The 14,208-nt window shown below is 51.5% G+C and carries 5 protein-coding genes; all 5 read left to right on the plus strand.

Annotated features, from left to right (window positions below):
* Positions 1-2: 2 nt before the first annotated feature.
* On the plus strand, positions 3-2,888 hold the full coding sequence (locus Q0X64_RS13300) for a hypothetical protein (RefSeq protein WP_297814076.1): 2,886 nt from the start codon (positions 3-5) through the stop codon (positions 2,886-2,888).
* A gap of 15 nt (positions 2,889-2,903) precedes the next feature.
* Positions 2,904-3,812, plus strand: a complete 909-nt coding sequence (gene argB / locus Q0X64_RS13305; protein WP_297814078.1) for an acetylglutamate kinase — start codon at positions 2,904-2,906, stop codon at positions 3,810-3,812.
* Positions 3,809-4,426: a nucleoid occlusion factor SlmA gene (gene slmA, locus Q0X64_RS13310; RefSeq protein ID WP_297814080.1), complete on the plus strand. Its 618-nt coding sequence runs from the start codon at positions 3,809-3,811 to the stop codon at positions 4,424-4,426. Before argB ends, slmA begins: the two co-directional genes overlap by 4 nt.
* Positions 4,423-4,878, plus strand: coding sequence for a hypothetical protein (locus Q0X64_RS13315; RefSeq protein WP_297814082.1), 456 nt, complete (start codon positions 4,423-4,425; stop codon positions 4,876-4,878). The genes slmA and Q0X64_RS13315 overlap by 4 nt, the downstream gene beginning before the upstream one ends.
* A 183-nt stretch (positions 4,879-5,061) precedes the next feature.
* On the plus strand, positions 5,062-14,208 hold a 9,147-nt coding region (locus Q0X64_RS13320; protein ID WP_297814084.1), incomplete at its 3' end, for a retention module-containing protein.

A 14,208-nucleotide genomic window follows, 5' to 3' on the forward strand; every position in this document is an offset into this window, starting at 1 on the left:
ATATGGGCATGACTCACTTTGAAAAGCTGGCGATTCGACTGCGTGCTAGGCCTGTCAGTGTAGCTCTGTTGCTGATAGCAGTAGTGCTGCTGTTTATGCTCTTTCTGAGCCAGTACCAAAATGATGGTGCCAATGACGAAGCCAAGTTGACACAGGTGGGGCAGTCTCTATTACAGGCCAAACAGTCGCGCCTGGAAGATCAGATAACACTCTACCGTGACTGGCTGACTGCAATTAGCAGCTGGCAGGGCACGCAGGCGCTAATGAGCAACCCGCAAGCCGATATCAGTCAATGGCAACAAACACTGAAAACCCTGGTGCCGGGGTTGCAGCATGCCTGTGTGTTTGAGCAGGACTTGCTCACCCCGGAGTCCAATTGTATGCCCATGACTTACGTGTCGCTCGATATCATGCGCTCATTGGATAATATGCAGCCATCAGATCTGGTGGTAATCAACAAAGCCTCGGAACCCAGTCACATTCTGCTCGCCAGCCAGCTTGATGGCGCCGACCGTGCAGAACCGGCCAAGTTGCTGCTGGCGCTGAATCCAGAGATGCTACTCAACGGTATGGAACAGAATCCCATTGACAGCGTGTACATTGAACTGGTGCAGGGTGAAGAAGCACGCAAAGCACTCAAGACATTTGGCAACGCCGCCCTTAAACAGGGCGAGCCGGTGCAAGTCTCGGCCATCAAAGGTAGTCACTGGCAATTAAGACTGTGGATTGGCGCTGCGGAATCCACCAAGAACTGGCCGTTCCTAATCTCCATCATTCTGGTGGTGGCGATTTTCTGGCTGCTCAGAGAACTCTGGTACAACAAAACTCTGCGTCATGACAGTGGCACGCTGGAAGAACAGTTGTCGGATCTGCAGCAATTAACCATGCGTAATTATTACCCGCTGATCAACCCTGAACTGAGCTATATCAGTCAGACCATTCATCAGATTGGTATTCCTAAACGCAAGCAGGCTCCAGTCAAAACCAAGTCACCAGACACTGATCAAGCTGTTGATGACAGCGCTCCGGTACAGTCGGAAGAGAGGCAGATACCGACAGTGGAAGAGAGCGCGGAAGCGCCGGAATCAGCGGAACAGGAACCGTTTGATGAGTTTGACAGCGAGTCCTTTGATAACGCACTCACAGAGGATGACGATGAGGCTGAGAAAGTCGTTGAGGACCACATCATTGAATACGATCAGGTCAGTCCCGATGATGCCCGCGAGCAGAGTCTGAAAGCCCATGAGTCGGCACAGTCAGTACGTTACGAAGCCAGACCTGATACTGATATGGTCGATTTCAACACACATGAGGAAACCCTTAATCTGGATGATTCCTTAGACTCTGAGCCTGGCGAACAGGAACTCACCCTCAATCTTGATATCGATGATGAGCAGGAGCTGCTCCAGGATGACGAAACCAAAGCCGATGAAGTGCTCAGCGCTGAACAAGATGTTTCTGCTGAACTGACCGAACAGGCCGAGCAGAGCGAACAAAGCGCTAAATCCGATGCTGTGCTGCCGGATCAGGCGATATTCAGGAAATATGATATCCGCGGTGTTGTTGGCGAGCAGTTGACGGTACCCGTGATGCGCCAGCTGGGCCGTGCTGTGGGCAGTATTCTGGTCGAAAGTGGCTATGCAGATTTAAATGTAGGCTGCGATGCCAGGCTCAGTAGTCCGCCCTTAACCAAGGCCTTTATCCGTGGTGTGCTCAGTACCGGGTGTAACGTGATGGACCTGGGACAGGTACCGACGCCGCTGCTGTATTTTGCCAATGAAGCGACAGGGGTTCGTTCCGGTGCCATGATTACCGGTAGCCATAACCCCACTGACTTTAACGGTCTGAAACTGGTTATCAACGGCAAGGCCCTGCTGGGAGAGGAAATTACCGCCATCTTCCAACGCATCAAAGATGATCGTTTCACCAAGGGTGAGGGCATGCTGCAGGATGCAGAGGTTTTCGAGAACTATCTGCAAAAAGTGCAGGAAGAAATCAAACCGGCCCGTCAGTTGTCGGTTGTGGTCGACTGCGGCAACAGCGTTGCCGGCAAATTCCTGCCCAAATTGCTGCGTAATGTGGGCTGCAAGGTCATCGAGCTGTATTGTGATGTTGATGGCCGTTTCCCCAATCACCACCCAGACCCCGGCCAGCCGGCAAACCTCGTCGCCTTGCAGCAGATGGTTAAGTCCAGCAAGGCGGATCTTGGCATTGCCGTTGATGGCGACGCGGACAGGCTGGGCGTGGTGGATAATCAAGGCAAAATTATTTGGCCTGATCGAGTGCTGGGCATCTTCGCACAGCAATTGCTGGAACATCAAAACGGCGCCACCGTTTTATTCGATATCAAGTGCAGCAACCTGATTCAGCAGATCGTTGAAGCAGCGGGTGGCAAAGCGCTGATGGTGCCGGCAGGCCACTCGGTGATTAAAGCCGAGATGCAGCAGACCGGGGCCATGCTGGCCGGGGAAATGACTGGCCATTTCTTCTTTAAGGACCGTTGGTATGGCTTTGATGATGCCATGTACGCCGCCTGTCGCCTGCTGGAATTATTGTCACAGTCAGCTCAGAGCAGTGCAGAACTGTTCGCCACTATCCCGGAGAACGCCTCCACCCCGGAAATTATTATTCGCCTGCCTCAGGCCGGCGTTCATGATATTGTTAGCCGCTTTGCCCAACACTACGATGCCAGTTCGGCAACGATCAACGAAATCGACGGGGTGCGGGTCGACTTTGAAGATGGCTGGGGCTTAATCAGAGCCTCCAATACAATGCCAGCCATTTCGCTGCGCTTTGAAGCCAGTAGCGAGGAGCGGCTGAAAGCAATAAAACAGTCTTTTCAGGAAACATTGCGGGAGCTGTCACCGCAGTCCCGGATTAATTTTTAATGGTATTTAACCCAGATGAGTCTTAATACGCAAAATGCGACCCATATCGCCCAGGTACTGACGGAGGCATTGCCCTACATCCAGCGCTTTTCGGGCAAAACGCTGGTCATTAAATATGGCGGCAATGCCATGGTTGATGAAGATCTGAAAAACAGCTTTGCCCGCGATGTGGTGTTGCTTAAGGCGGTGGGCATCAACCCGGTTATCGTCCATGGCGGCGGCCCTCAAATCGGTGATCTACTGGAGCGGGTCGGCAAGGAAAGCCGCTTTATCGATGGCATGCGGGTGACCGACCGCGAGACCATGGATATTGTCGAAATGGTATTGGGTGGCCAGGTCAATAAAAGCATCGTTAATCTCGTGAACAACCATGGTGGCCGCGCAGTGGGCCTCACCGGCAAAGACGGCAGTTTAATCTACGCGGAAAAACTGCATGTTTCCCGCGACAGTGACGATCCTGCCGTGCAGGCCTCGGAAGTGATTGATCTGGGTCATGTGGGCAAGGTGTCCAGTATCGATACCAGTGTCATCGATATGTTGATCCACAGTGACTTTATTCCGGTCATCGCCCCCATTGGTGTGGGTAAGGATGGCGAGTCCTACAATATCAATGCCGATCTGGTGGCCGGCAAAATCGCCGAAGTGCTGCAGGCCGAGAAACTGATTTTATTGACAAATACACCCGGTCTGCTGGATGCTGACGGCAGGCTGTTAACCGGTTTAAATGCCAAGCAAGTCAGTGACTTGGTCGATGAGGGTGTGATTTATGGCGGCATGTTACCCAAAATCGGCTGTGCGCTGGATGCCGTGCAGGCTGGCGTGACATCCGCTCATATTATAGATGGCCGGGTACAACACGCAGTGTTGCTGGAAATGTTTACTGATGAAGGGGTGGGTACCCTGATTCGCGGGGGCGCACGATGAACGACAACGTACAAGCAAGTCGCGCAGAAACGAAAAGTTCTCGGCGTCAGCAGATCCTGGAAGCCCTGGCCGCTCAGCTTGAGCAATATCCCGGTGAACGCATTACAACCGCCAAACTGGCTGCCAGTCTGAACGTCTCCGAAGCCGCCTTGTATCGCCACTTCCCCAGTAAAGCGCGGATGTTTGAAGGCCTGATTGGCTTTGCCGAAGATACGGTGTTCGGTCTCATTCGCCGGATTGTCGAAGAAGACAAAAACGCGCTGTCACGGATCGAAAAGATCATGACTTTGCTGCTGGGTTTCAGTGCCAAAAACCCGGGTATCAGCAGTGTGCTGGTCGGTGCGGCTTTGACCGGGGAAACCGAGCGGCTGCGACAGCGGGTGAGCCAGTTTTTTGATCGGCTGGAAACCCAGTTTCGTCAGATTCTGCGTGAACGTGAGCTAACACTAACGGAAGCCGGTGGCCGCCCTGTTAACGAGACGGCCAACCTGCTACTGGCCATAGTTGAAGGTAATATGCAGCAATATGTGCGCAGCGGCTATCGTCAGTCACCATTGACCGGCTGGGAACAGCAATGGCGCCTGGTCGCCGACTTGTTGAGGACATACGCATGATCAAAGTTTGTTTGATTGGCGCAGATGTGGAAAAAGAGAAAAGCCTGCTCGAAAGTCAGTCGGGTATTTTTCTGAAGCGGATTCCTATCGCCAGCCTGGATGAAATGCTTGATGACATTGCCATCAATACCCCCGACATTCTGGTGATTTCGGATGTCTGTGGCAAAATTGATGCAGACAGCCTCTGCCTGCACACCTATATGCTCAACCCGGCCATTAGAACGCTGATCATCACCGCAGAGGATGCTGATTACCAGCGGCTTGAAAATACTGGCTTCAGCTCGAAGGGCTTTATGCTGCATGAGCAGCGGCATGCCATCGTGCGCGCCGTTCGGGTGATGCACGACGGAGAGGCCTGGCTGTCCCGCAAACTGGTGACTGCCGTAATGGATCATCTTGCCAGCAGTTCTCTGGCTGCAAAGAGAAAACCCCGCCTGATTAATAATAAGTGACTCCCAGTGTCAGAACCTGACCTTGATTGTCTTATTTTCACTGCTTCACACACAATCGCCAGATTTAATTTCAAACACTGTACTAAAGTACAATAGACCCCGCTCTTCCAGCTTGTCAGTATTGACCCCGACTATGAACAGGATCTGTCCTGTTCTACGGAACAAACACTCTGGGAGAGAACAATGGCTACACAAATTGGAATTGTTAAAACATTAACCGGTGAAGTCACCGCCACTGCTGCTGACGGTTCAATCAGAACCCTGCAAGTAGGTGATATGGTTTATGCCAACGAGCTTATCTCCACTGGCCAGGCTGGCGCAGTGGAAATTGAATTTGCGGATGGCAGCATCATGGATCTGGGCAGAAGCTCCCAGGCCATGCTCGACAGTGCCGTGTTCGATCCCTCATCAGCCGTGGCGGATGCCTCTGAAGAAGATGTCCCCGATGACGTCGCCGCTATCCAGCAGGCCTTACTTGAAGGCGAAGACCCCACAGAAGCCGGTGAAGCTACCGCCGCGGGTGCCGGTGTTGAAGGTGGTAACGAAGGTCATGAAGCTGTCTTTGTCGACTACCTGAACCCTGAAGTCACTCCCGACGCCGGTTTCGAAACTATTGGCGTCAACAGCGAAATTGATGACGTTGAAGATGAACAACTGCTGGATGGCGTTCCAACAGCAGGTTTGACCGTTGTCACTCTGGATGAAGATGAACTGGTCGAAGGCGGCTCAGTGGATTTGGGTACGGCTGGTAACGAATTCCTGAACTTCCTGAATGGTCAGGGCATCAGTGCCTTTACCTTTGACTCTCCTAACGGTGTTGGCGATGAGCGCCCTGAAGTGGGTGATGACCCTGCAGATGGTTATTTCCTGAGCGGTTCCCTTGTCGCAGCTTACGGCCTGGATGGCCCCAACGAAGATGACCCTATCAGCTTCAATGCTGTTACCGGTTCAGATGTGACTGACAGCAACGGCAACCCTGTCACATCGGAAGGCCAACAAGTTAAATACTGGGTCTCTGCCGATGGCCTGACTGTCATTGGTTACATCGCTGGTGATTCCGACCAGTCAGAGCAGCCTACTGCGCAAGCGAAGAGTCTGCAATCAGCTAATTATGACGGCTGTGAAGGTCCAGGCGAAGATTACCCTGAACTCGCGGAAATCATTTTCACCGCTCAACTAACACCTACTGAAGAAGGTGGCAGCTTCCTGGTGGGTATTTTTGGTCAATTCGACCATGCTGAACCTGATTACGCCAACGGTGAATTTGTATTTGAAGACAACCTGTTGCTGAACCTTGGTTTCACCATCACTGATGCTGACGGTGATAGCACCACTGGCACGCTGCAACTGGATGTTGATGACGACAGTCCGGTTCGCGCAGGTGAAGGCGAACAACTGGCTACCCAAACCGGCACAGTCACGGAAGATGGTCTGTCATTTGACGATGACGATCTGTCTGAAGGTAACCCCAACAATGCTGTCGCTATGACAGTTACCTCCGGAGGCAGTGATGCCGACCAGTCTGACATTGAGAGTTTCCTCGGTTTGTCAGCCGGTGCCCTGGAGCCTGCAGTTGATAGCAATGGTGGTTCCGGTAATGCCACCAATGGCTCTGCATCTAAATCAACCTTGAATGCTGAAGCGGGTGACATCATCAGCTTCAACTGGTCATTTGATAACAATGACGGCGGTTCATTCAATGATTTTGCTTTCGTTGTTATCAACGGTGAAGTTTTCGAGCTTGCTGACAGTAATGGTGGCGACCTGGCGTCAAACCCGTTTACTTATGAAGTGACTGCAGACGGTGTTATCAGCATCGGATTTGGTCAAATGAACGTGGGTGATCAGATTGTTGACTCCAGCCTGACTGTTTCAGACCTGACCCTGAATGGCAGCCCAGTGAATGGTGGCTTTGATGGCTCACTGACTGGCTGGGATACACTTGGAAACGTCTCCGACAATGACAGTCTGGTCAATTCTGATGTTACCTCTGGCAACCTCAACACAGTCGTCAATATGGGCGCTGATGGCCCCGGTAGTTTTGGACTGCTGCAAGCTTCTGAAAATGAAGCTGAGCAAGCATTGTTCCAAGCGGGTATGGACTCTCTGCCAACGCTGTCATCGAAAGGCGAAGCCGTCAGCTACAGCGTCATGATGGATGGTAGTGACTCAGTTCTGGTCGCTACCGCTGGCGAAGGTGACGATGCTCGTGAAGTCTTTACCTTAACCATTGATTCTGATGGCCAATGGACATTTGACCTGAACGACCAGCTGGATCATGTTGCTGGCGAGACTGCAGAAGAAAACTTCAGCTTGATCACGCTGGACGAAAACGGAGAACCAAACGGTTCTGTTGACAGCATCGACTTTACTCAACTGCTGCAAATCCGTGACTTTGATGGCGACCAACTCATCATCACTGAAGATGATGCCGGCATGCTGTCTATCTCTATCCAGGATGATATTCCAGTGGCCACTGGCGAAACTGTGAATGTCAGTGTCGATGAAGACGATATCGTCACCGATAACTCAACAGGTAATGACCCATTTGACAATGCAGATGATGGTTCTTACACCGGTGAGCCAGTCACCATCTTTGGCTACACCACTGACTTTTTCAATATCTTCAATGGCGGTGGTCCTGCAACTACGACTGGCTCAGTGTCTTCTCTGGTTAGCTTTGGTGCTGATGAAACAGGCACTTTCAGTCTGGGTGATAATTTTGCGGCACTTGAAGGTCAGGGTCTGACCTCAAAAGGTGATGAACTGAGCTTTGAAGTGAACGGCGATACGCTGATTGCTTCTGCTGATGGTCGCGCCGTCTTTACCCTGGAACTGGCTGATAATGGTGACTTTACCTTCAGCCTCTACGATCAGATCGATCATGCCGCGGGTAACGGCGAAAACAACCTGCCACTGGATTTGTCATCAGTGATTCAGGCCACTGACAGTGATAACGATACCATCACGCTTGAAAATGGCTTTGTGATTGATGTTACTGACGACATTCCTGAACAAGCTGGCGTGTTGCCAGATATTGGTATTGTTGAGGAAGAAGCGCTGCCTGCGGGTAATCAAGAAGAAAATGACGGCTCCATCTTCGGCTATCCTGTTGATGGCTGGCCTGACACTGCTGTCGCGACAGGCTCACTGCAGGATCAGGTATCCGTCGGTGCAGATGAAAATGTGACCTTTGCATTTGCTGCGGATCTGTCAGGTCTGCCTGAGCTCACATCAAATGGTCTGCCAGTCAGTTATGAGGTCAACGGGGATACCCTGACAGCTTCTACGGAGGCTGGTGAAGTATTCACGCTGACGCTTAACAGTGAAGGTGATTACGTCTTTACGCTGACTGGTGCCCTTGATCATGACGCTGGCCAGGGTGAAAACCTTGAGGTTATTAACTTCTCTTCAATTATTGAAGCGACTGACTTTGATGGCGACACCATCACGCTGGATAATGACTTTTATATCAAGATCGTTGATGACATGCCTGTTGCGACAGGAGAGAGCGTCAGCGTTACTGTGGATGAAGATGATATCCAGACTGACAACTCTTCTGGTAATGACTCATTCGATAATGACAGCGATGGCTCTTACACCGGTGAGCCGGTCACTGTCTTCGGTTACACCACTGACTTTTTCAATATTTTCAATGGTGGCGGCCCTGCGACTACATCAGGCTCCGTTGCTACTCTGGTCAGTTTCGGTGCAGATGAAAACGGCACCTTCAGCCTGGGTAATGATTTTGCTGCGCTTGAAGGTCAGAACCTGACCTCTAAGGGTGATGAGCTGAGCTTTGAAGTAAACGGCGATACGCTGGTTGCCTCTGCAGACGGCCGTGCGGTATTTACGCTCGAACTGGATGACAACGGTGACTTCACTTTCAGTCTTTATGATCAACTGGACCATGCTACTGGTGATGGTGAAAACAATCTGCCACTCGACCTGTCTTCAGTGATTCAGGCAACAGACAGTGACCTTGACACCATTACGCTGGATTCCGGCTTCACTATCGACGTCACCGATGATGTACCTGAATACGCCGGTGGCCCTGATCTCGGCATCGTTGAAGAAGAAGCTTTACCAGCAGGTAATCAGGAAGAAAACGATGGTTCATTCTTTGGTATTCCGCTGGACGGCTGGCCTGATACTGCTGTTGCGACAGGTTCGCTGCAGGATCAGGTATCCGTAGGTGCCGATGATGATGCCACGTTCTCACTGTCTGGTGATTACACCTCTCTGATTGCACAAAACCTGACCTCAAATGATGTCCCTGTCACCTATCAACTGGACGGTGACACCCTGACGGCATCAGCAGGTCAAACACCCGTATTCACCCTGACGCTGTCAAGCAACGGTGATTACATCTTCACGCTGATGGGTCCACTGGATCACCCTGAGAGCTATGTTGAAGAAAACCCGCTGGTTATTGACCTGTCTGGTGTGGTGATTGCGGAAGACTTCGATGGCGATGCCATCACCCTGAACAACGACTTGTTCATTAAAATTATCGATGACTCACCAGAGGTTGCTGAAAACGCCGTTGTGGGTCTTGATGATGATGCACTGGCAGGCGGCAACCCTGGTGGTACCGGGGATGATGCTAATGCTGTGAATGTCACTGGCACACTGTCGCACAGCTTCGGTGCTGATGGCGGCAGCATCAGCTGGCAAACATCAGGTGCGCCAAGTGGTTTCACCTACGAAGCCAGCGGTGACGACCTGCTTATTAAACAAGGCAGTGAAACAGTTCTCACACTGAGTCTGAATCCAGAAACTGGTGAGTACTCAGTGACCCAGAACGCGCCAATCAAGCACCAGGATGATGGTAACAACGATGAAAACAATCAGTTGTTCAACGTCGGTTACCTGGTCACTGATAATGATGACGACACAGCTACCGGGTCACTGCAAATCAATGTTGATGACGACACGCCGACTGTAGAACCTTATGAAGTCAACACCATGCGTATCATCAGCGATGATGACACGGTAGATGGCCTCAATGGCAACCCGGGTGAAGGCAGCAACACAAACGATGGTGCTGGTACAGACAGCAAAGAGTACAACCAGAGCAAAACGCTGCAATTCTCTGCAGGCGCTGATGGCGGTACGGTTGCCTGGAACGTAGATAACAGCTCTGTCGATGATGCAACTGCTGGCATCAGCTTTAGCGTGAATGGTGATGGTTCACTGATCATCACCCAGATGCAAAATGGTGTGCCGGTGGAAGTGGCTGAGATCACGCTGGATGCCAATACCGGTGATTACAACTACACCCAGACCAGCAACGTATTGCACACCCCTGGTGACAATGAAAATGAAGCCGCGTTTACACTGGGCTTCACTGTAACCGATGGTGACGGCGATACGGCTGATGGTTACCTGACACTGCTGATCGATGATGACACACCGGTTGTCACCAGCCAGCAACTGAATCTGCTGACCGAGTCTTTTGAAGACTTTGCGCCAGACCTGTCTGGTAATAACTGGACTGTTGTCGGTGAAGGCGGCGGTACCATCATTGGTAACAACGGTATCGAGTGGACGGTTAACGGCGCCGGTATTGAAATTCAATCCGGTAATGTCGGTGGTGCCAGTGCTTCAGATGGCGATGTCCATGCTGAACTGGACGCGCATGACAGCAACGGTGACGGTGGTTCAACACTGACCAAACTGTCTACCGAAGTTGACTTGCCTACTGCTGACGCGACTCTGAGCTTTGACTTCCAGCCACGTCCAAGTGATGTCGATGGCAGTGACATGACAGTCTCACTGGGTGGTCAGGAAGTGACTATTAACGTTGATGGTAGCGGTGTGATTGATTTCGGTACGCTGCCAAGCGGCGTTTCTGCCTCTCAATCAAGCAGCGCAGGAGGCTGGACCACTATCACCCTGAGCTTCACTGGTCTGGATACCAACAGTGCACAAACATTGAGCTTTGAAGGTGTTGGTTCAGAAAACACCCTGGGTGCTTTCATTGATAACATCAGCCTGAATGCGGTTGCCAACCTGACCGTCGATGAATCTGCGCTGGCTGATGGAAGCGGTGAGGCCGGTGCTTCAACAACCGCATCTTATGACTTCAGTGGCTTCTTCACCGGTGGGTTCGGTGCTGACGGCCCTGCAGGCACAGACAGCGAGAGCTACGCACTGAACCTGAATGGTGTGGACGTGGGCTCTGGACTGTTTGTTGTTGATAACGCAGACACATCCAGCACCGATGGTGATGGCTTTGGTCAGGGGGAAGAAATCCTCTTGAATCAGGACGGCAATCAAATCGTCGGTTCTGCTGGTGGTGTGGATTACTTCACTATCAGTGTTAATGACGATGGCGAAGTCACTCTGACTCAGCTGGAAAATATCTGGCACGCCGACACCACTAACCCTGATGACAGTCAGTCAATGGTGCTGGATGCCGAGCTGCTGACGTTGGTCAAAACCATCACTGATGCTGACCAGGATAGTGCTGAAGCAACCCTGGATCTGGGTGGTGTTAACTTCAACTTTGAAGATGACGCCCCAGCCATCGAAGCGCAGCAACCTGCACAGCCATACCTGCTGACGATTGCCAATGAGGGCGGTGATGCCGGCTACAACAACACCTATGGTTACTTTATCAAGGGTGAAAACGGTGAGCCGGTCAGCGGTGAAATTATCTGGGCGAATGTTAAAGATAATGAGTCTGGTGAAGTCACGGTTGAAGTCACTGACCCATCCGATATCGGCTTCTTTATCATCCCTGATGGTGATGATCTCAATGACCTGAATAATGGTGATGCAGTCACTTTCGAACAGGATGGTGACGGCAACTGGCAGGTTGTGCTGGATGGCGAACCATTAACTGGACAAGGTACCAATGTCCTGTTCAATGATGCAGCCCTAAATCAAGACGGTGCTCAAGCTGTGGAAGATAACGCTGCAGCCGGCAATCAAAACTGGGAAGACATCATTGGCGGTGACAACGACTTCAATGACGTCAACATCAATGTCAGCATCAGCCAGCTGGGTGCTATCACTGTCGATGAAACTGATATCGGCAACGGCGACCCAAGCAATGCAACAGCAACGCTGAACCTGTCTGGCAGCTTCACTGCTGACTTTGGTGCAGACGGTGAAGGTGATGTTGATTACGGTCTGTCCGTTGATACCGACGTCAACACCGGTCTGATTGATACGCAAAGCGGTGAAGAAGTTCTGCTGCGCGTTGTCGATGGTGAAGTCGAAGGCTATATCAACGATGGCTCGGATCAGGTGGTCTTTACCGTGACCGTCGACAGTGACGGTGAAGTGACCCTGACACAGCTTCGTGCCGTTGAACATGATGATGCGACTGACCCGGATGAAGCCAACTCTCCGGCAACCATCAATGCCGGTGCTATTTCACTGGGTGCCACAGTCACTGATGCCGATGGCGACAGTGCTGATGCCAGCCTGGACCTCGGTGTTCTGTTTGCCTTTGAAGATGATGGTCCGGTTGCTGTTGATGATGCAGACTCTGTTGTTGATGGTCTGGCTGAAGGTAACGTACTCACTGCAGCTAGCACAGATGGCGAATCTGGTGCAGACAGCTTTGGCGCCGATGGCCCTGGCAGTGTCACCTCAGTCACATTCGGTAACACCACCTATGACGTGCCATCAGAAGGTTCAGTCGACATTGATGGTGACTTTGGTACCCTGACTCTGCACGCTGACGGTAGTTATGAGTACAACGTCAACTCAGAAAACGTGCCACAGAACACCGAAACAGTGGAAGGCTGGGTTGCGACCGACAGTAACATGACGGCCTTCAATCTGGGTGAGTCGTTCCTGGATGCTGATGGCAAGTTCAGCGATTCTGGCAACGGTACTGTGACCAGCGGCGGTAACACGCAAGGCTTTGGTGTTGCCGGTACGTCAGGTGCCAACACCTCTGTGCCTGAGCAAGTGAACCAGTCTGGTAGCCAAAGCGAAGCACTGGCATTCAAATTTACCGGTGATGTCACTTCTGCCACAGTTCAGTTCTCGAACCTGTTCAATAACGAGAACGGTGGCGAAGCGATGCGCTGGCATGCGTTTGATGCTGATGGTAACCGTATCGATAGCGGTATCGTCAGTGATAACGATGCGTCAGACCCATACGCTGGTGATACAACTGTCAACTACTCCAGCGATAACGAAGGGTCTTTTACCATCAGCGATATTGGCGCATTCAGCACCCTGGTGTTTGAAGGTGTGCCTTACAGCAACGATGGCAGCGATGGTGCTGATGACTCAGACTTCTTTGTCAATATCACTTCTTATGACGTATTTGGCACCGAGTCGAACCAGTATCAGGATCAGTTCACCTATGAAATCACTGATGCCGATGGTGACAGTGACTCAGCCACGCTGACCGTTAATGGCCAGTCTGAGCCTGAACAAGGCGAGTTGGATGCCATTGCCCCTGTTGCTGCAGATAACACCTACCAGGTAGATGGTGAAACCAGTGGCAATATCATCACTGATGACGATGATAATGGCGGTGCTGAAACAGGTCGTGATTATGACAACGATACGCCTGTCATTAACCTGTCGATCAACTCAGTCATCGTGAATGGTGTCGAAACCGAGGTAACCGCTGATAACACCGTGATCGGTCTCGAAAACGGTACGCTGGTCATTAACCTAGATGGTAGCTACACCTATACACCTGCTCAGGATGCTGACGGTGGTGATGAGTTTGAATACACCCTGGTTGATCCCGATGGTGAAGTCAGTGAGCCTGCTACAGTCACGCTGCTTGAGCCTTTGGTGTCTGATGTGGTGACGCTGGGCGATGTCACTGTCAATGAAGGTGACGGTACAGCGACCATTACCGGTAGTGTTGAAAACGCGGTGACAGGAAGCCCGTTGGTTATTACGCTGAACAACGGGGCGACCATTACTATTGATGTCGGTGAAACAAGCGGTGCATCGACACCGTTCCCGGTGCAAGGTGATGATCCATACATCGACGGTGAAACCATCACTCTCAGTGTCACCGGTACCGATGGCGGAAATTACTCATCGCTGGATACCTTGGATACCTCGACCGTGACAGTCAATGACACTATTGATGATGTCACCGTGGTTCTGAGCGCAACTAGTTCCACAAGCGAAGATGGCGGTAGCATTACCTACACTGCCAGCCTGGTTGATGGTGATAACAATCCGGTTACCACTAACAATGCGATTACCGTGACGCTGGCGAACGGTGAATCAATAACCATTGATGCTGGTGATAGCAGTGGTGATTCAGCGCCGGTTGCTGTTAATCAAGACGATCTGGTGCTTGAAACCGATAGTATCGATAACAACATCACCGGC

It is taken from the genome of uncultured Methylophaga sp. (assembly GCF_947259025.1).
GTDB lineage: Bacteria > Pseudomonadota > Gammaproteobacteria > Nitrosococcales > Methylophagaceae > Methylophaga.

Excerpts from the sequence above, each read along its gene's own strand:
- Q0X64_RS13300 (WP_297814076.1), top strand. The coding sequence starts at position 3 with ATGGGCATGACTCACTTTGAAAAGCTGGCGATTCGACTGCGTGCTAGG.
- argB (WP_297814078.1), top strand. The coding sequence starts at position 2,904 with ATGAGTCTTAATACGCAAAATGCGACCCATATCGCCCAGGTACTGACG.
- slmA (WP_297814080.1), top strand. The coding sequence starts at position 3,809 with ATGAACGACAACGTACAAGCAAGTCGCGCAGAAACGAAAAGTTCTCGG.
- Q0X64_RS13315 (WP_297814082.1), top strand. The coding sequence starts at position 4,423 with ATGATCAAAGTTTGTTTGATTGGCGCAGATGTGGAAAAAGAGAAAAGC.